The organism is Faecalicatena contorta (assembly GCF_001404335.1).
GTDB classification, from domain to species: domain Bacteria; phylum Bacillota; class Clostridia; order Lachnospirales; family Lachnospiraceae; genus Faecalicatena; species Faecalicatena contortus_B.
This window is the reverse complement of record NZ_CYZU01000009.1, coordinates 1-19446: the sequence shown is the minus strand read 5'-3', so window position 1 is coordinate 19446 and position 19446 is coordinate 1. Positions and strand designations below refer to the sequence as shown.

At 47.4% G+C, this 19446-nt stretch carries 20 protein-coding genes and 1 riboswitch; of the genes, 2 read left to right on the top strand and 18 right to left on the bottom strand.

The window, feature by feature from the left end:
• Positions 1 to 100 precede the first annotated feature (100 nt).
• The 4 genes from ARB69_RS06270 to ARB69_RS06255 all read right to left on the bottom strand — a co-directional run bounded on the left by ARB69_RS06270 (position 101) and on the right by ARB69_RS06255 (position 4386).
• A complete protein-coding gene (locus ARB69_RS06270) occupies positions 101 to 976 on the bottom strand; it encodes a ribokinase (RefSeq protein WP_050639543.1) in 876 nt (291 codons plus the stop codon).
• 123 nt (positions 977 to 1099) lie between these two features.
• Positions 1100 to 2305: a DUF6070 family protein gene (locus ARB69_RS06265; protein ID WP_050639542.1), complete on the bottom strand. Its 1206-nt coding sequence runs from the start codon at positions 2303 to 2305 to the stop codon at positions 1100 to 1102.
• A gap of 114 nt (positions 2306 to 2419) precedes the next feature.
• On the bottom strand, positions 2420 to 3661 hold the full coding sequence (locus ARB69_RS06260) for a DUF6070 family protein (protein WP_050639541.1): 1242 nt from the start codon (positions 3659 to 3661) through the stop codon (positions 2420 to 2422).
• 161 nt (positions 3662 to 3822) lie between these two features.
• A complete protein-coding gene (locus ARB69_RS06255; protein ID WP_050639540.1) occupies positions 3823 to 4386 on the bottom strand; it encodes a DUF305 domain-containing protein in 564 nt (187 codons plus the stop codon).
• A 193-nt stretch (positions 4387 to 4579) separates the two neighbouring features.
• Between ARB69_RS06255 and ARB69_RS06250 the strand changes: the two genes are divergently transcribed.
• Positions 4580 to 5503 carry a LysR family transcriptional regulator gene (locus tag ARB69_RS06250; RefSeq protein WP_050639539.1) on the top strand — a complete coding sequence of 308 codons (924 nt, stop codon included), beginning with the start codon at positions 4580 to 4582 and terminating at the stop codon, positions 5501 to 5503.
• Between the two features lie 16 nt (positions 5504 to 5519).
• Here ARB69_RS06250 and metF read toward each other — a convergent pair whose 3' ends face one another.
• The 8 genes from metF to ARB69_RS06215 form a co-directional block, all read right to left on the bottom strand.
• Entirely contained in the window at positions 5520 to 6383 is an 864-nt protein-coding gene (metF, locus tag ARB69_RS06245; RefSeq protein WP_055152010.1) for a methylenetetrahydrofolate reductase [NAD(P)H], read from the bottom strand.
• A 132-nt stretch (positions 6384 to 6515) separates the two neighbouring features.
• Entirely contained in the window at positions 6516 to 7625 is a 1110-nt protein-coding gene (locus ARB69_RS06240) for a sensor histidine kinase (protein WP_055152006.1), read from the bottom strand.
• 1 nt (position 7626) lies between these two features.
• Positions 7627 to 8274, bottom strand: a complete 648-nt coding sequence (locus ARB69_RS06235; RefSeq protein WP_055152003.1) for a response regulator transcription factor — start codon at positions 8272 to 8274, stop codon at positions 7627 to 7629.
• A gap of 55 nt (positions 8275 to 8329) precedes the next feature.
• Positions 8330 to 8911 carry a hypothetical protein gene (locus tag ARB69_RS06230; RefSeq protein WP_055152001.1) on the bottom strand — a complete coding sequence of 194 codons (582 nt, stop codon included), beginning with the start codon at positions 8909 to 8911 and terminating at the stop codon, positions 8330 to 8332.
• 366 nt (positions 8912 to 9277) lie between these two features.
• The gene (locus ARB69_RS26640; RefSeq protein WP_156320695.1) at positions 9278 to 9451 is read right to left on the bottom strand and encodes a hypothetical protein; all 174 of its coding nucleotides are present in this window, start codon (positions 9449 to 9451) and stop codon (positions 9278 to 9280) included.
• Between the two features lie 110 nt (positions 9452 to 9561).
• Positions 9562 to 10479 (bottom strand): NAD-dependent epimerase/dehydratase family protein, encoded by a 918-nt coding sequence (locus tag ARB69_RS06225; protein ID WP_055151998.1) that lies wholly within the window; start codon positions 10477 to 10479, stop codon positions 9562 to 9564.
• A 31-nt stretch (positions 10480 to 10510) separates the two neighbouring features.
• Complete coding sequence (locus ARB69_RS06220; RefSeq protein ID WP_055151995.1) at positions 10511 to 12205, bottom strand: hypothetical protein; 1695 nt, start codon at positions 12203 to 12205, stop codon at positions 10511 to 10513.
• Positions 12206 to 12279: 74 nt separating this feature from the next.
• Positions 12280 to 12558, bottom strand: coding sequence for a hypothetical protein (locus ARB69_RS06215; RefSeq protein ID WP_055151992.1), 279 nt, complete (start codon positions 12556 to 12558; stop codon positions 12280 to 12282).
• A gap of 234 nt (positions 12559 to 12792) precedes the next feature.
• Here ARB69_RS06215 and pepI point away from each other — a divergent pair, with 234 nt between their 5' ends.
• Positions 12793 to 13677, top strand: coding sequence for a proline iminopeptidase (pepI, locus tag ARB69_RS06210; RefSeq protein ID WP_050639531.1), 885 nt, complete (start codon positions 12793 to 12795; stop codon positions 13675 to 13677).
• A gap of 75 nt (positions 13678 to 13752) precedes the next feature.
• On the opposite strand, the gene ARB69_RS06205 is transcribed toward pepI, so the two are convergent.
• The 6 genes from ARB69_RS06205 to thiM all read right to left on the bottom strand — a co-directional run bounded on the left by ARB69_RS06205 (position 13753) and on the right by thiM (position 19059).
• The gene (locus tag ARB69_RS06205; protein ID WP_055151988.1) at positions 13753 to 14649 is read right to left on the bottom strand and encodes a damage-control phosphatase ARMT1 family protein; all 897 of its coding nucleotides are present in this window, start codon (positions 14647 to 14649) and stop codon (positions 13753 to 13755) included.
• Positions 14650 to 14743: 94 nt separating this feature from the next.
• Positions 14744 to 15946 (bottom strand): putative hydroxymethylpyrimidine transporter CytX, encoded by a 1203-nt coding sequence (cytX, locus tag ARB69_RS06200; protein ID WP_050639529.1) that lies wholly within the window; start codon positions 15944 to 15946, stop codon positions 14744 to 14746.
• 2 nt (positions 15947 to 15948) lie between these two features.
• The gene (gene thiD / locus ARB69_RS06195; protein ID WP_050639528.1) at positions 15949 to 16776 is read right to left on the bottom strand and encodes a bifunctional hydroxymethylpyrimidine kinase/phosphomethylpyrimidine kinase; all 828 of its coding nucleotides are present in this window, start codon (positions 16774 to 16776) and stop codon (positions 15949 to 15951) included.
• Between the two features lie 117 nt (positions 16777 to 16893).
• Positions 16894 to 17571 (bottom strand): HAD family hydrolase, encoded by a 678-nt coding sequence (locus ARB69_RS06190; RefSeq protein ID WP_050639527.1) that lies wholly within the window; start codon positions 17569 to 17571, stop codon positions 16894 to 16896.
• A complete protein-coding gene (gene thiE, locus ARB69_RS06185) occupies positions 17568 to 18251 on the bottom strand; it encodes a thiamine phosphate synthase (protein WP_055151985.1) in 684 nt (227 codons plus the stop codon). Before thiE ends, ARB69_RS06190 begins: the two co-directional genes overlap by 4 nt.
• On the bottom strand, positions 18238 to 19059 hold the full coding sequence (gene thiM, locus ARB69_RS06180; RefSeq protein WP_055151982.1) for a hydroxyethylthiazole kinase: 822 nt from the start codon (positions 19057 to 19059) through the stop codon (positions 18238 to 18240). Before thiM ends, thiE begins: the two co-directional genes overlap by 14 nt.
• 73 nt (positions 19060 to 19132) lie before the next feature.
• Positions 19133 to 19241, bottom strand: a riboswitch (TPP riboswitch).
• Positions 19242 to 19446 lie beyond the last annotated feature (205 nt).

Here is a 19446-nt window from a genome sequence, read left to right as displayed (position 1 = left end):
CAAATGGGCTGCCGTCAGAAGGGGCAGGAAAGTTTCCCGGGCTGCGGCAGGAGTGCCGTTACAGACAGGCGACCTCTCAGCCGCTAATACCGCCTCCCCCTTAAACCACCACCTCTGCGCGTGCCGGGATGGAGGCAGCTGCCCCCGCCCTGGATACCGCGATTGAGGATGCTTTTGCCGCGAGTTTCAGCCCCTCGGACGGTTCCATTTTTTCTATGATGGATGTGATGAAATATCCGGTGAAGGTATCTCCGGCTGCGGTGGTGTCCACTGCTTTTACGGGGAAGATTGCCTGACGGCAGATGCTGTCACCGTCCTGGTAAACTGCGCCGTCGCCTCCGAGTGTGAGCACGGTTTTTACTGTGGGATACCGTTCTCTCAGCTCCTGCAGGATCTCTTCCGGCTCCTGCTTTCCTGTTACCTGTGCTCCTTCTATTTCGTTCATAAGGAACATGGACACTTTGGAATAGTCGCAGGTATCCAGGGCGCTGTTATATGGAGATGGATTCAAAATGATCATCATCTGTTTTGCATAGGCCTGGTCAATCATGTAGTCTACAAGGTTCACCTCATTCTGCAGCAATAGGATGTCCCCTTTGTCAAAATGTCCGAGTACTGTATCTATGTATTCTTTTGTCATCTTCTGGTTTGATCCGCCGTACAGGAGGATGCAGTTCTGGCCGTTTTTGTCAACCTGGATTATGGTATGTCCGCACGGTCCCTCCAGTTTTTGAATAAAGTCTGTGTGCACGCCCGCTTCTCTGCAGGTATCAATCAGAATCTCCCCGCCGTCTCCTACAAGTCCGGCATGATATACCTCTGCACCTGCCCTTGCAAGCGCGATGGACTGATTAAGCCCCTTGCCCCCGCAAAATGTCTCCATTCCATAAGAACTCAGCGTTTCACCTGGTAACACCATATGGTCAACCGAATAAACGTAGTCCAGATTTAAAGAACCTAAATTTAATACCTTCATGACTCCCTCACTTTCTTTGCCGGACTCCCGCCCGCCAATTTATTTCAGTATTTTACATATACAGATTATTATACAAAATCCGGCCCGCAAGTACAAGGACAGATATCCGAATATCCTATTATCTTATTCTCCTTTCCTTTTTATATATGGAGGGATTTTTTGATCCGGAGTTGGAAGGATGTGATTCGATACGTATTGAAACTTTTCATCTCTTTCCGGGCGTACAGTCACCTCATGTGTAAAGGCACAATCCGTATTTTCGTCTTCCCAGACGGCCTCCACTTTTAACGTAAGGGTGCCGTCCCCATTATCTCTGTATGAGGTCGTCTCCGGAACCGGCAGAATACAGGAAGGAAAGTCTCCCATACCGCGCACTTTCCACTTATAGCTCCCTTCATCTGCATCAAATGCTGACATGATTAGCAGTACCGCTTCATCTACCCGGAACCAGGGCTGCATCACTTCCGCAAATTCCTGCTGCGTTACACGTATTTCATCATCGTGTGCATCGGCCCGGCGGCCATGTTCTATCTCGTAAAGTTTTTCATACAAATCTTCAAAACTGAGTTCACCATAATCATTTTCTGACCAGTCTGTTAAAAACAGATTGTTGTCCTCATACCCTATCGGCAGAATGTATTTTCTGTTCAACTCCCGGCATTCCTGATCCAACGGTTCTATCCGCACTGCATGATGGCCGGTTGGACCGTCATAGCCCGGAGGCTGGTATTTTTCAAATAATAAATAACCTTTCTCTGTATAATTCCATGTACAGGCCGTAAATGTATCCAGATAAGAGGCAGCAGATGTGCCGTTTACCCAGGATACGGCATACCGATCTATCTTAAGTTCTTTTTTACCGGACTTAAGGCTGTACCAGATCAGGCCTCCGTCATCCAGCAGGCGCAGCAGGACTTTATCTCCGGCTTCCCCCTGTACCGCACGGGTACAGAAGTCTTGCATAGATTTAAAATTGTACATGTCCAGTTGATTGTCCCAATCCACGGCAGAATATCCAGCATCTCCAAGCTTTTTTAAGATCTTATCCTTCGTTGCCAGACTGTCCAGTGCCTGGCTGCTCCGTGCTTCCCTGTATATTTTTTCATACAGGCCGGCAGCATTTTCTGCCTCACGGAGAATCTCTTTGTCTTCCAGTTTCTTCCGGCCGTCTGGTTTTTCAGTTGTATCGTGCGTATCCACACCGGACTGAATCGGACTGCCTTCCAGGGCCGGCTCCATCTGTCCCTGACAGCCGGATAAGGAAAGTATAAAACCTGCCAATATAAACAGCCCACTTCTGCAGCATTTTTTTATTCTATTCTTTTTCATTATGCCTGCTCCTTTTTGTATCCACCCTGAGTATATCTAACGTGCAAGATTTCAGTTCCCGCCGCTATAGAAAGACCTGCCGCAGTTTAAACCAAATCAGCCTATTTTTTCCTTTTACTTATAGTCCATCCTTGGTATGTAGTCAGGAATCCTGTCTTTTCCGGCCTCCAGGATATGATTGCTCACATACTTCATATGTCCGCTTTCATCAGGCTTCATCGTCACTTCATGTGTAAATGCGGCGTCCTGCCCCTCCAGAATATATACTGCATCCACTACCAATGTCACCGTACCGCCCGGTTCATGCCTGACCTCTACAACCTCAGGTTCCTGTTGCGATTGATGCGACGTATTCCATAGTCCCACAGCCGTCCAGTCATAGCTTTTCTCTTCTTCATGATATCCCGGCATCTGCTGCAGCTTCTCCGCTGATATCGGTAACCAGGATGTTATTACGCTCTCATACAGTGCAGCGGGTACCTTTCCCGGACTCTGCCGGTCATCGTAGACCTGCCCGTATTCCATCTCATATAAGGTATCAAATATATCATTGAACACAAGCTTATCCATCGTCTCCTCATCCCATTCCGTCAGGAAAAGATTGCTTGTTTTATATTTTACCGGCTCAATATATTTTCTGCAGTACTCCCTGCACTCCTCTGTAAGGGGCAGTACACGGTACATGCTGTGCATGTCCAGTTCATGGTTTTTGGACTTCGCTTTCTCCAGCATAAGCCAGCCCTTTTCCGTATATCTCCAGTCATACATCCGAACCTTTTCCATATAGGAAATGTTCGCATCCCTGCCTTTTTCCCACGCTGCCGAAGCATAGGTCATCACCAGCTCACCTGCATCAAATTCCAACTGCCTCCACTCAAATGTCCCGCTTTTGGTGACAGTAAAAAACTCCGTTGATACTGACTTTCCCTGCTCTGCCTGCCTCAGCGCTTCATCCAAAGCTTCTGCGCCCTGCATATTAAAGTCATTGGAACTGCATGCCGAAGCATATCCCTGGCCGGCAAGGCAGACTGCCAGCCGGTGCATATCCTCCTCCTTCAGCACAACATTATCTGCACTGCCCTTATCCACACTTTGGTAAATATCACCGCAGCCTGCCACTGCCTGCAGGACCGTCTCACGTATCCTGCTCTTCTCTTCTTCGCCCATCGTAATCAGGACCGGTTCCATATTCTCCGTGCTCTCCCGCTCATCCGGGCGAAGCATTCTTACATCGATCGTCTCTTCCTCCCCAGAATCCGGTTCCCGTTGTGCTTTTCCCATGCCCCAGACCAGCATAATGCCCGCAAAGGCTAATATCACCATTATAAAAATAACAGCCGCTCTTCTTCTCCCCATGCCGCCTCCTTAATCTTACAATTGTAGGATTTCATAATTTTACACCTCTGTCCTGCAAAAGTCAAGAGCAGCATAAAAGGGAGATTCCAAGATACGCGGCATGGTCTGACAGTAACCATATAATCCCCGCGGCCGGAATCCCCCTTTACACTTTGTTAAATTCAGATACATCGGAGCAGCCGCTCCATCTTATTTACACCCTCCCGCTGTGATGTTATGATTGCCTGCAGGATGGGAACCAGCTCCGGACAGATATCGAAGCGAAGTACATTCTGAGACATTTGAATCGCGCCCTGGTGGTGCGGGATCATTTCACGCATGAAATCAGCATTGATGTTATTGGCTGCACAGGCATTTTCCATTTGGCTGAACATCGTCTGCGTAATCTGCTGAAAGGCATTTTGATATAAGCATATATCCTGCTGTGAATTCTGCACTTTACTGCAGCACTGAAGTATATTCTGCATATTCCCGATGCTTTTTGTCTGTTCTTCTATGATATTTAGGGCAATGTCCTGTAACGGCACGCAAGTGGTATACTGCAGCAGATTATGTGACATTTCAATTGCTGCTCTGTGGTGCGGAATCATCTGAACGATGAAGTTATGCGAAAGACTGTCCGTAAGCGCTGCTCCTGTCATATTCTCAATCATTTCCTCCAATATCCCGTAAAAGCAGCAGAGGTATGATTTTGTAACATTACTGAATCTTTGCTGATCCTGCATAATTTATTCTCCTCTATGATGGCCTGATCTCGTTCACTTATGCTATTTTATGCGTAAGAACACAGTTTGGTTCCGGAGGCTCAACATATGTGATTCTGTAAAAATGATTCAGGAGCCCCAGCCACCGGCATAGCAGACTCCCTTGTGTTTTCCTTCATTATGTTTTAGAATATTCTCAATATGAGGTGATATTATGACAATTCAACAGTTAAAATACATAATTAAGATTGTAGAATGCGGTTCCATTACGGAAGCCGCACGGCAGCTTTTTATTTCGCAGCCCAGTCTGTCTGCTGCCGTGAAAGAACTGGAACAGGAATATGGCATCGAGATATTTTACCGCACGCCTAAAGGGATCTCTTTATCCGCAGACGGCACGGAGTTTCTCTCCTATGCACGGCAGATTATCGAACAAACGGAATTGATGGAATTAAGATATACAGACAGGAAGCCGGCTAAGCAGCTCTGCTCCGTATCCACGCAGCATTATGCATTTGCAGTCAACGCTTTTGTTCATCTGATTGCGTCCCTGGATGCGGAGGAATATGAATTTACACTGCGTGAGACGAGAACTTATGAGATTATCGAGGATGTAGCCAATTACCGGAGTGAGGTAGGTGTTCTTTATTTCAGTGATTTCAATCAAAAAGTATTGCAGAAGCTGCTCAGAGAAAACCAGCTGGAATTTACACCGCTTTTTCATGCCCACCCCCATGTATTTGTCAGCGCTGCCCATCCGCTTGCTAAAGCAGAAGAGGTCACTTTGGAAGACCTGGAGCCCTATCCTTTCCTGACATTTGAACAGGGAACATACAACTCCTTCTATTTTTCGGAAGAGATACTAAGTACAGAACCCCGCCGGAAAATCATCCATGTCAGCGACAGGGCAACTCTGTTCAACCTGCTGATCGGACTCAACGGCTATACGATCTGTACCGGCGTGCTGAGCAGTGATTTAAACGGTGATCATATCGTTTCTGTCAAATTAAAAACCGGGGAAATCATGCGTGTCGGCCTCATCACAAACAAGAAGGCGCCCTTAAGCTCTGCCGCCAAAAAATATATCGCAGAGTTGAAAAAACTGATCGGGGAATACGGATATCCTGTGCTGCAGTAGCCGCTGTATCTTCTTTCTATGCTGCAAGCACCCGGTGTACCGCTTCATATATCTTTGCGGCTATGTAAGGATTATTCATGGTATACAAATGAATCCCGTCGACGCCCTGTGCCGTCAGATCTATGATCTGGTCTGCCGCGTAGGCGATACCCGCATCGCGCATTGCTTCCGGATTATGCTCGTAGCGCTCCATCATTGCGGCAAACTTGCGGGGCAGATGCACACCGCACAGCGATACCATGCGCTCGATCTGTTTTTTATTGACAACCGGCATGATTCCGGCTTGTATTGGTACATGGATTCCGGCCAGAAAACATCTTTCCCTGAATCTGTAAAAATAATCATTGTCAAAAAACAGCTGTGTGATCAGCTGATCTGCACCGGCATCTACTTTTGTTTTCAGGTTACGGATGTCCGCTGCAATATTTTCTGATTCTGTGTGCCCCTCCGGATAACAGGCCGCTATCACGTTCAAGCTGCAGTGTTCCCGGATGAAAGCGATCAGCTCGCCGGCATACCGGAAGTCTCCGCTCATCTCTCCGTCCTTTGGGATATCGCCCCGAAGAGCCAGTATATTTTCTATCCCTGCCTCCTTAAAATGCCGGATCTGCGATAAGACATCCTTTTTGCTCAGGCCAATACACGGCAGATGCGCCACACTCTCGATGTGGTAATTATTCTTAACGGCCGATGCGATCTCAAGAGTTGCCTTGCAGTTCTCGCTCCCTCCCGCCCCATACGTAACACTGATAAAATCCGGATGCAGCTTCTGCAATTCCTCAAGGGTACTGTATATGGTGTCTACTGCCCCCGTCCGTTTCGGTGGAAAAACCTCAAAAGACAAAACGGTATGTTCTTTAAATATTTCTGTTGTTTTCATGGCTGATTTTCCTTTCCCTAGTAGTGTGAAAAGAGTATAGCATGAAAAGAATGTTATCAGGTAATATGCATTTTATATAGATTGGCATAGAAAATAACTATCGTCAATCGTTTTCCGGCTCTTTCCCCGGACTCACAGCAGGATCTCCGCCGTCGTCCCATCCGCCTCAGATGATCTATAAAACAATTTCCAGCCATGCACGCCGGCAATGTCATGACAAAGACTGATGCCAAACCCATGCCGGTCTGTATAAGATGCCGGAGTCCCCTGGCTTCTGTTCATCCATTTCAGCTTCTTTCCACTGACTGCCTGGCCGTCATTCCACACAGTGATTCGGTAAGCATCCGCACTGACTCTCACCTGACTGCCCCCGGCGGCCGCATTCTGGATCAGATTTTCCAGCATACACCGCACCAGTGTCCTGTCGCCCTGCACGATATCCCGTGTGCATTTCACCTCAATGTATGGATACAGACTCTGAATATCATTTAACATACGGGCCAGATCTATCTTCTGCATCAGAACCCTGCCTTCCCGCACGCCGCCCATAATCAGCAGCTTTTCGACGATATCATTCATTTCCCGCGCACTTTGTTCCATCTGCTGTGCCGCAAAAAAACGATCCTCTTCGCGTAGATTTCCAAGCATCAGGTACTGCGCATACCCCTGGATTCCCGTGAGCGGAGTCCTTAACTCGTGGGCGATCCGGCTGACGGGCCGGTTGATCCTCTTCATCGTAAAGTACAGCATTCCCCCCACAACTGCAGACAGAAGTATCCCCATCCCAGCCATGAAAAGCGCACGCCGCTGCTGATTCTGCTGCAGGGGAGCCATACTTTCCATATATGCAATTTTTGTGACCGATCCCGCATTTTCCAGCCTGTCCTGAATCAGTACATAGGAGATGTTCTGATGCTCGATGATCTGTACAGGTTTATCGTTCGGCAGATCCGCCGGCAAAAGGTCTGCTTTGATTCTCCCATCCTGCTCCACTCTCAGTTTCACACCCGAGAGCATATAACTCCGAAACACCGACGACAAATTGATTCGTGATGTTTCACCTTCATCAGTCTGGATTTCCCGCAGAAAGAGTGCAATTCCCTTTTCTTCTGAAACGGCCCGGGATATCCACTGCTCCAGCTCATTCCTGTAGAGAAGGCCGTGGAGAAGAAGCAGGCTTCCGTAGATAATAAGCAGGAACATCATAAATGTAATCAGAAAGTTTTTCTTCCATAACTGCATGTTATATCTCCAATCGGTAACCGTATTTAAATATGGTCCTGATGTAATCTTCCAGTCCCAGTTTCTGCCGCAGACGCCGGATATGAACGTCCACAGTCCTGTCGTCCCCACAGTAGTCCATCCCCCACGCCAGATCCAAAAGCCGGTTCCTGGACAGTGCGATATTCTTATTCTCCAGGAGCACCTTCAGAAGTTCATATTCCCTGGTTGTCAGCTCCACCGGTATCCCGTCTTTTCTGGCCACGGCCTGCGCCGTATCTACTTCCACACTGCCCAGCCGGTAAAATGTCTGCTCCTTGTGCCGGCGTCTCAGAGCAGCCTGGATTCTGGCTACAAGCTCCTCTACTGCAAAGGGCTTCACAATATAGTCTTCTGCCCCGTCGTTAAGGCCTCTCACCCTGTCTTCAATCTCTCCCCTGGCAGTCACGCAGATCACCGGAATTTGTTTCCAGTGCTTCAGTAGTTCAAATCCGCTGATGTCAGGCAGGTTCATATCCAGCAGAATCAAGTCCGGTGCCTTCTGCTCCACGGCCTTTAAGGCCTCCCGTCCGTCATGGACAGGAAGCCCCCTGTGACCGGTCATCCGGACGGTTCGCCTGATTAGTTCATTAATACTCTTATCATCCTCAACAATCAAAATATCTGCCATTGATGTCCCTCTTCTCATTTTGTTATGATATATCTGTGTCATTAAGGCAGCGCTCTTATTTGGGATGATCCGATGTATTATAGGCCCTGATTCCGATCTCAATCAGATCTTCTTCGGAAAGATTCGAGACAACTGCGGTATCTCCGTTAATACTTTTTTCACGGCAGAACTGCTCAATCACTTTTTCAGCTCCGGTAAATGCATAAATATCCCCGATATAGGCTTCCAGCGACCACTGTGTCGTACCGTCCGCCTTTTTCTCTGCATGTTTCGCATACAGCGGACAGTCTCCGATATTCTTCAAAAGCCAGAGTGCTTCCTCATAATTCGTCATCTCCCGGGTAACCTCACCCATAGTCAGCGTCTCGAAATCCTTGCCGAACTTCTCGCAGGTTTTCTTCCCGAGATCTGCATCTTCCACATGGTCTCGATACAGATCCGTATCCTTCCATCCAGGTGAATATGTAATTTCTCCCTCCATCAAATTCTCCTCGACTTCCTTCGATGCAGCCTTCACCACGTCCTTTTCTGCCATGGAATTAGACCAGCCGATCCCTGCACCCAGCGCAGCCGTCATACAGCTCACAAGCCCTGCTGCCATCAGTGCAACTTTGTACCTGCTCCATTTTTCCTTCATCGATATACTCTCCTTTCTGCTTATTATAACTTCCTATTGCGTAATGCGTAAAGAGGAACTCCCCTTACAAAACAATCATACTCTCCACATATTGCAGACTTATTACAGGGGCAGGGGAAAGTTTATAAAATAAAAAGAGCCGTTGGCAGACAGGCGGGGGCTTGTCCGTCAACGGCGTTAGGCACATACAAATTATTTTCTGCTTATGATGTTACTGTTCACACCCTACGGGCGTGCACAGTAACGGCATCTGCCCATTTAAAGTCGCCTACGGCGAGGTGCAGATGCCCCAAGACCATCACTTCACCGGCTCTTCCTTTATCTGCGAAATGCTGACGGAAATCAGGCCTTCATATCTGGCGTTTTTTAGTCCGCTCTTCCTGTACCCAGCACAAAATTCCCATTCTCATCCGATAACCAGAACCGGGAATTCTCTTTCATATATACATTAATCATGTCCCGGACTTTATTTTTAGAAATGCTCAGCATAATATATCCGATTCTTACATTCGGGGAAAATGCTTTTACCGGATAAAACATACTGGATCTGATTGTTCAAAATCATCATACGGTAATTTATAAACCAAAAACATAAAAAAATGATCACGCCCATAAGGATGCTTTATTTGGGGATTTATTGACAACTCATTTTATTTTTGGTACACAGAGCGCAAGTTCTGATATGTAAACTTCATTTTTTCCTGCAGACTGCTGTACTGGAAAGGCAGATCCTTTGTGATTTTTTCACCGGCAAATAATTCATTATCCGCTTCGGTAAGCGGGAATGGCAGGGGCATGTTCTTTTCTGTGATCTCTTTGAGCGGCACTTCCTCTACTGTAAACGGCAGATCGCTGATGTCTCTGAGCAGCTGGATGAATGAATGATAATCCAGCACTTCCGGGGCGCTCAAAATATACGCCTGATTCGCCGCCTTCTCTTCTTCTATACAGCTTACAATCGCATTTGCCACGTCTTTTACAAAGACCATCTGGAACTTACCCGAAGTTTCTTTCGGCACCGGAAGGGGCGTTCCCTCTATTATTTTCTTAATATAATAGGATTCCCTTGGCGCATAGTTGAATGGGCCGTAGATAAATGTGGGACGCAGGACTACATATTCAGCCTCATGCTGCCTTGCGCTTACAAATAATTCCTTTTCTAAGAGCATTTTGTTGTATGTATAGCTTTGTACCTGGTCTGCTCCTCCTTCGCTCATCATTGGGGACTCTTCATTCCTTATTCCTGCTGTCTTCTCATGTACATCTGCAGTACTGATATAGATATATCTATGGGCGCTGCACGGCAGGTAATTCCACAAGTTCTCAATATCTCCCGGCGCATATGCGCAAAAATCCACCACCGCATCATATTCTTTTTCCAGCGGAAGTTTGGACAGCGTCTGATAGTCATGCCTGTCACTCGCATATTCTGTTACATTCTCATAGGACTTCACGGAGAATCTTCCCCTGTTCACCACCGTCAACTCATACCCTCGCTGAGATGCCACCATTACAAATACTCTTCCTGCAAAATAACTCCCGCCCAACACTAAAATCTTTTTACTCATTGTCTTCCCTCCTCTAAGAATAGTTGATTCGTTATTCCGTGTTATTAATATTCACCTTTTTTATATGGCTTATCACAATATACAATAATATCCCCAAAAGTGCTACCAATGAGATGATACTGGAAATCTTCTGTAGTGCAGTCCCATCGTACTCTATCCGTACTTCCCCTTCTTTCCCCTCTGTATTGTGCACACGAACAAGCGAATTATCTGATTTATCCAGCATAAGCCGGACTGAGGAACCGTCCCCGCAAGAGAGCCATGCTTCATAGCCTTTATAGTACATCAGGGGAAGTATATACGTATGTGCATCATCCTCTGTAGTGAAATAATAGTATTTTCCTTCATGCCTCAGCTTCTGGTTCGTTAGTTCTTCATCTGCTTTGACCGTCTTACCCGCCGTCAAACCGGTCACATCCGGGTCAAGCCCCTGTGGCAGCCATTCTCCTGCGCCCACATAACCCGTATTCTCCTCCAGATAGGCGGCATCAATCTGCTTAGACTCTTCACTGCTTATAATCGTTGCATTCTGCACAATTCCCCCGAGCACGGAACCTGCGATCACAAATACTAAAACTGCTTTGCGCCCTTTCACTCCCGTCGGGAAATTCTTTACTAATATCATCGTAATTCCTACGATAAGAAAAAATAACGCGTAGGGATAAAAACGATAAGGAAATTGTATCATATTAAGAATGGTATCATTCAGCTTTTCCCACGGAAATAACGGTGTTGTCAGTAAAAACATCCCGCATCCCCCAACAAAAAAAGCTGCTGTCCATTTATTCTTCGGTTTCTTCAAAAAAAGGCATACAATGAGGAGAATCAGAATCGGAATTCCAATTCCTACGTATGCAATGTGGGAGAAGTATCCTGTAACCCTAAAAAATGTAGAAAAGGGCTGTACATAATCTCCGACCTTCGCCCATGGAGTCATGTATTGAAATGTTCCCGAAATCATCTGCTCTAACATGGGAAACGTAAAGTATGCGGTACAAAGAATCACTGCTCCCGCCGTAACAAATAGTCTCCGCATACGTTCCATATCTAATAAAAAGAGATTCTCCCTGCGCACAAAAAGCATTCTGACAAATATAAGAACCGTAAGTATCACGCCGATGAAGGTCATAATTGTATGTGAAAGAAGCAGCCCCGCAAACCCGATTCCCATGAGCCATGTTTTTCTTCCTCCATATACAAAAAAATCATAAATTCCTGCAATCAAGACCGGGATAAATATAAATGCGAGATATTCACTCAGCCCGACCCGATGGCACAGATCTGCCAGGTAAAACTGGGACAGCATCAGCATAAAGGCTGCCGCAATTGAAAATTCCCGGTCCCGGCAAATGTATTTTATAGAAAAGTAACTTGTCAGTGATGTCCCAACTGTCAGGCACAGTGCGAATATTTTCCATACTGCTAAGGGGGGAACCGATAGTATTCTGAGTAAAGCTGGAAAAATCAGGAAAATATCCGGATAAAACAACGGGCTTCCATAGCCGTATCCATTGAAGAATCTTTCATAGATACGGACAGGGAACACCCCTTCCAGTAATGCATCTTTTACCGCTTCAATCCGCAGCATGTGGTACATTAGATCCGGGAAATACCCGCACAAGCCTTTTTGCAGATATGGAAAGCCGGTGACCGCTGCGATTGTGATAATCATAAGGGCAACCTTCTGCTTATGAAACTGTTTTGTCTTTTGCGAGCATTTTCCCATCGTGTATCCGCCTTCCGCTCAATCCCTTACTTCAAAATGACGCTGCCCGCTCTAGAGCAACCGCACTAAATATATCATCTGTCCAGTTCCTTATCGGAGCCACTGTAAGCAATATCTTTCCCTACATCGGCGCTAAGATTGTCAACGGCCACAAACGCCCTGCCTTTCCACCACTCATTGAGAGCGGTGCGGTCAATTCTGCCCTTTTTTACGGCAATACCAACCGGAACATGAGCCGGTGCGTATATTTCACCAATGGCGGAAACAGAAGCAGAAGCATTGTCAAGCTCAATCTCCGCAACGGGTATATTTTTGTGCATCTGGATGTATTTTTGGTATAAACTGTCCGCCATTTCATCATCTCAAATCTTATTCTTATTATTTTACCAAACCGGATGTTCTAAAACAAGAGAATTGTATGAATTTAGAAAGCCGGTTTTTGAGTTTTTTATCCATTTTATAACATTTTTGTTATTACTTCCCATATAGATTGTAAAAGAATCCACATAGTCCGAATTGAAAGTGCCTATTATGTCTGTTATAATCGAAAAGTATGAAAAAGCCGAAAACGGCAAGGAGGAACTTATATGAAAGTCATTGAAGGTTATATGCCTTATCTAGGGTATCAGACTTATTACCGCATTGTTGGGGAATGCAAAGGTAATAAGAAACCGCTTGTTTTACTGCACGGCGGACCCGGATCCACACACAACTATTTTGAGGTGCTGGACAGGCTTGCGGAGGAGGGACGCGCCATCATCTCCTACGATCAGATTGGCTGCGGCAATTCTTATGTGGACGGCCATCCTGAGTTATGGTGTTCCGAGACATGGGACAACGAGCTGATTGAACTGAGAAAGCATCTCGGTTTGGACGAACTGCATCTGCTCGGACAATCCTGGGGAGGCATGCTTGCAATTGAATATCTCTGTGATTACAAACCTAAGGGGATAAAGTCGGTCATTCTCTCCAGCACGCTGCCTGCCGCAGAGCTGTGGGCTCACGAACAGCACCGTATGATCAGGTTTATGTCGCAGGAAGATCAGGATGCTATTGCAAAAGCGGAAGTAACCGGGGATTTTGATGATCCGGCTTATCTTGCCGCGAATGACAGATTTATGCTGCTTCACTGTGCGGGAGCTGTAACTGAAGATTCACCGGAATGCCTGCGCCGTCCGAAAAAATCCGGAACCGAGGCTTATGTGGCAGGCTGGGGACCGAATGAATACAACCCGACCGGCAGCCTGGGCGGATGGGAATACAGGGATAAGATCGTAGATATGAGGGAACCTGCACTGATAATCAGCGGTACAAATGACCTTTGCACACCGCTTGTAGCCAAAACCATGTATGATCTGATCCCGAATTCACGTTGGGAATTATTTGACGGATGCAGGCATATGTGCTTTGTGGAAGAAAATGAGAAGTACTGTACACTCCTGAATGAGTGGATGGATCAGTACGATTCATAGGGCGACTTCTCAGATGACAGGCGAAAGAATTTGTAACAGTTCAGACAATTCTGAACTGTTACAAGAATTTCACTTCTACTTTGCAATATAGATACCGCCCGCTCCAAGCGCGCTTTCGTGTATAAATATCCCTCCGTTCTTCTCCATCCGGAAACGTTTAACAAACCAGTCGCATTTGCATAGAAAAAGATAATAAATGTTCAGCCCGCATCCATGAAGCGACTCAAAATTTCCCTGCCCTTTGGATATAATCATATCAGCACCGTGAATCAGCCGGGAGGCCTCATCGCTGATATCAGAAAGGGAAGTTCCCGGGATATCAGTTCCATTTCCTATTACGGGCACGATATCTGTTAGTCCGGTCTCAATTGCATCCTCAACAGTTGCATCATTGATTACCGCCTCTCCTCTTACAATTGCTGTAATCCGAAGAGCCGGGTACTGCTTCTTCAAAAATTCGATCAGCAGCTTATCCAATACGATCTCACCGCAGTTATCGGTCAGATATACCAGGCTGCCGCCTTTCTCCAAATCCCTTTCAAAGCGTTTTAGCGTATCCTTATCTACCTCTTTTTTACCCGCCTCACGCACCAGCATATCCAGAACTGAGTCTTCAACTTCCCGCAGGGCGCCAAAGTCTATGTAATTTCCTGTTCTTGCAAATGAAAGGGCACAAGAAAGCGGATCCTGGGCGGCTTCGATTTCTTTCCTGATACACTCCTCCGCCAGCTGCATTTTCTTGTTAAAAGAATGCTTAATTGTGCTGTAATCCATACTTTCCCCAAAGTATTTTTCATATGCCTTCTGTACGCAAGCCGACAAAACGGGTGTCGTGTCCTCTTCCCTGCTGTTGCCAATTATGCGGAGGACTTCCTTCAGATATGCTGATTTTATCTGCTCATCCTCAAAATCCTTTATGTTTTCCGACTGTTTATCCACCATGCACTGGATACATGCTGCACTTATCCTCATTCTTTTCCACCTCCTTATAATTGAACCGGCAGCCTGTCTCCAAGCTGCCGATTATCCCTCTTTTACCGTTCACAGTCAAACCTGTAAACAATAACTATGGATTCTCACTATTCACATTATAGGTGTTTTTTCCCAATAGTGCAACCTTTCTGACTGCAAAGCAGATTACAATCGTGATCAGCATATCCGGCAGCGTATTGCCCACGGGCATATCTACATGCATCAGCCCTCTGTAAGCCAGAAATCCGATCACCCATATAACCAGATTCGGCACATTTGCTGCTTTGCTGCTCTCGTCCTTTTTCAACAGGAAGAAATCTGCTATCTGGATGGCGATCATTGGGGCAAAAACAGAACCGATCAGGTAGAGGAAATCTGTGATATCATCCATGGGGAATGCAATTGCCGCCACGGTTCCAACTACTGTCACCACGATTCCCACCTGCTTTGGGCTGATTCCTTTGATAATAGATTCACTGGATACACCCGCAGAGTATGCATCCAAAAACGTGGTTGTAACTGTAGAAAAAATAATGATCAGAAGCCCGGCAATGCCCAGCCCCGCCTTCACCATGATGGAGGCAATATTTCCTTCACCGGTAAAGATGGCGGCTCCCATACCGATGGTATACATCCAGCAGCTTACGATCCCATAGACAATGGCGCTGACCGCGGTTGCTTTCACCGGCTTTGCCGCCTCACGTGTATAGTCGCTGATCAGCGGCAGCCAGGACAGCGGCATGGCAACGGAAAGCTCTACCGCCGCTCCAAAGGTCATCCCCTCCGGACTGATCATTCCGGGGGCTCCGCCTCCAAAGAAAATCACCTTGCACAAAATCAGGGTCAGGATAAACAGGGCTGTCATTGCCACTGTATTAATCTTTCCAAGATTTGTTATCCCGATTGCGATCCAAAGAATAATCAGTGCTCCAATCACAAGGCACCATACCCAGGCGCCTGTCTTCACAACACCATTGGCGGCCAGAGCTCCGTCATATATCATGATGGATGTCCAGCCCACCAACTGGAGCACATTCAGGATCGAAAACAAAAGGCTTCCCTTCTGTCCAAAGCTCATCTTAACGGTTTCCATCGAACTCTTTCTGGTCTTAGCACCAATCAGGCCGGCCAGGAAAAGCATGGTACAGCCAATGACGTGGCCCAGTATAATGGCGAGCACTCCCTTAGAAAACCCCAGAGGGGCCAGGTAGGTCCCCGTCAGGATCTCAGCAATAGAAACCCCTGCGCCAAACCAGATCAATCCGTTTTCAAAAATAGATGTTCGTTTTGTTTTCATGTTTAGCCCACCTCCATTTCTGCTTCAGGTGCCTCCGCCGTAAAGCTGCCATCTATTGCAAAACCATGATTCATCGGCCCGCTGCCCTGCCCCAGATCCAGCATGGCCCCCAGGGCACCGGATATATAATCTTTTGCGCGTTCTACTGCCTGCTCCATCGGAAATCCTTTTGCCAGATTGGAGGCAATGGCGCTGGAAAGCGTGCATCCGGTGCCGTGTGTGTTCGGATTTTCAATCCGTTTACCATAAAACCAGTGAGCACGTCCTCTGCTGTGTAATAAATCATTCGCGTCGTTTAACTCGTGACCGCCTTTTAAGAGCACCGCACACTGATATCGGGTACTGATTGCTGCGGCAGCTTTTTCCATGTCCTCTTCTGACAAAATCTGCATGCCGGAAAGAACCTCTGCCTCTGGTATATTAGGCGTGATTACCTCTGCCAGAGGAATCAGTTTCTCTTTTAGTGTCTGCACAGCGTCTTCGCTGATCAGCCTGGAACCGCTCGTGGCTACCATAACCGGGTCCAGAACAACATGTTCTGCCCGATACTCAAGCAGCTTGCCGGCAATCGCCTCTATGAGCGGAGATGATGATACCATCCCGATTTTCACTGCATCCGGCCGGATATCTGTAAAAATACAGTCCATCTGCTCCTTTAAAAATTCTGGTGTTACTTCCATAATTCCTGTTACGCCGGTCGTATTCTGAGCGGTAAGAGCGGTAATTGCACTCATGGCGTACACGCCATTTGCTGTCATCGTCTTAATATCTGCCTGGATGCCGGCGCCTCCGCTGGAATCACTTCCAGCGATTGTTAATGCTGTTCTCATAATCTTTCGTTTCCTTTCTTTATGTCTGCATTAATTTTATAGAGCGGCAGAGAGTGGTGCCCCCGGTCTGCCGCTGGGTCTGTTGATTTTAATAACTTATGATCTGGCTGAATTCAGTTACTGTTCAGACCGTACCGTGCACTTTGCTGCGCAGGTACTGAATTCCTTAAATGTTTTCAAATAATAATCGGCTGTTTCTCTGATTTCCTTCTCCTGTCCAGCACTATATCTGTCGAAAACGGCAGCAGTTTGAAAGCCTGCTTTTCCTGCCGTTTTCAGGGCATGCAGAACATCTTCGAAAACCAGGATATCTGCAGGCGCTGCCTGCAGCCTGCGTGCCGCTTCCAGGAAAATATCCGGTTTTGTCTTATCTGTATGCATCTCCGAACAGGTCAGGATCTCCTGAAAATAGGACAGAATTCCATGTCTTGTGAACGCTGCTTCTACATTCACGCGGTCACTGGAAGTCACAACAATCATAGGAATCTTCTGCCTTTTCAGTTCTTCCAGGCATTCCGCCACGCCTTCTTTGAGAGGGGCTTCGCAGCTGTAGAACCCGTACAGCATTTTATTGATCCCTTCCATGGCCTGCCGGATATCCAGCTGCAGCCCATAGTGTTCAATCAGATATTGCGTTCCCTGCCTTGTACTCATCGTGTTCAGGATTCTGCTCAGTCCCGGCTCTGGTTTCACACCCATGGATTCCAGATATCTCTCGCTGAGATTCTCCCAGATTTCCATGGAGTCCAGAAGTGTTCCGTCTACATCAAATACTGCCCCCTGTATCTGCCTCATCTTTTCTGCTGCAGCCCGGATACAGCTGCGTCCTCAAAAGGCGCCTTTAGCATCTTTTCCGTTAATTCCTTCAGTTCCCGCGCCGCTTCTTTAATATCCTGCTGTGCAAAGAGTGCGCTGATGACCGCAATACCGCAAATACCGCTGCCGGCAAGCTCCATGACATTGCCCGCCCCAATGCCGCCGATTGCGATAACCGGAATATTCACTGCCCCACAGATTGCCTTGACCGTCTCCATATCCACTTCTATCGCGTCCGACTTCGAGCCGGTCGGAAAGACAGCCCCGACCCCCAGGTAATCGGCCCCGTGTTCCTGGGCCAGAAGGGCTTGCTCTACTGTCTGGGCGGATACGCCGATGATCTTATCTTCTCCCAGCCTCCTGCGCACATCTCCCGCTTCCATATCGCTCTGGCCTACATGCACACCATCCGCATCCACGGCCAGGGCAATCTCTACACTGTCATTGATGACAAAAGGAACCTGATACTTTTTACACAGAGCTTTGATCTCTCTGGCTTCCTCCAGAAATGCCGCCGTCTCCAGTTCCTTTTCCCTCAGCTGGATAAATGTAGCGCCGCCTTCCAGAGCATCCCGCACCTGCTGGTAAAGTGTGGACTCTCCCAGCCAGCTTCTGTCTGTTACTGCATACAAGAGCAGCTCTTCTTTAGCGCACTTCATAGTTTGCACCTCTTTCCAGTTTTTCACCCGTCATATTATAAATGGCATCTATAATACGGTTCCTGTAGGTTGCATTTCCATCCCCGTCCTGCATCCGTGCAAATCCGCTCTCCCCTGCAAGCCCCATAGCGCAGACTGCAGCCGCTGCCGCTTCCAGCTTATGATTCGGATTCGCCGTGATAAAGGCGGTCATCATACCGGACAGCTGGCATCCTGTTCCCGTAATCCTTCCCATCTCGGGACGCCCGTTGCGGATCACATAGCAGGTTTCTCCGTCGCTGACCAAATCAATGGCCCCGGTCACGGCTGCAATGCTGCCGCAGCTTTTTGAAAAGGCTTTTACGAAGGCTGCCGCCTGCTCCAGGTTCTCCTCCGTCACTGCATCCGCCACATCGGCATCCACGCCCTTTGTCGTACCGCTCCCCTGAGCCAGTGTCTTGATCTCCGAAATATTTCCCCGGATTACATCGAATTTTATCTTTGCCATCAGTTCCTTCGCCGTGCCGGTCCTAAGGCCGCTGGCCCCTGCGCCCACGGGATCCAGAAGCACGGTGTGCCCCAGCTCATTGGCCTTCTCCCCCGCCAGGAACATACTGCGGATGCTCCGCTGGTTCAGTGTCCCGATGTTGATATTGAGTCCGCCGCAGATTGAAGTGATATCCACCACATCCTCCGGCTCATCCGACATAATCGGGCTGCCGCCGCATGCAAGCAGGATGTTCGCCACATCATTTACTGTCACATAATTGGTAATATTATGCACCAGCGGCGACTTTTCTCTAACTTTGTCAAAACATTCTCTCATCATGGTACCTACCTCCTGTGTATCGTTATTTTGAATGTAAAAATGCGGATACACCAAAATAAGGCATATCCGCATAAAATGCAGTTCAATGTATCCCTACGTTGGCATTATCCAAATCAGGTTATGGGTCTAAGCAATACAGCTTACTCTCAGCCTGCTTCATGCAAGCTCCCCTTTCCAGGTTTTACAGTAATCATTATACTCTATTCTCAAATAATTTCAACTATAACTTTAATAAAATCGGGATTTAGTCGGCTAGCTTTAGCCTGGTCGACGGATGGGGACGCTTTATGACAGGGAGTCCGGGAAGGCGCTGGGGCTGTATATGCCGTTGCGATATGCACCCATGCTGCTAAGTGATTCTAGAACAGCCGATGCCGGATAGGCGGG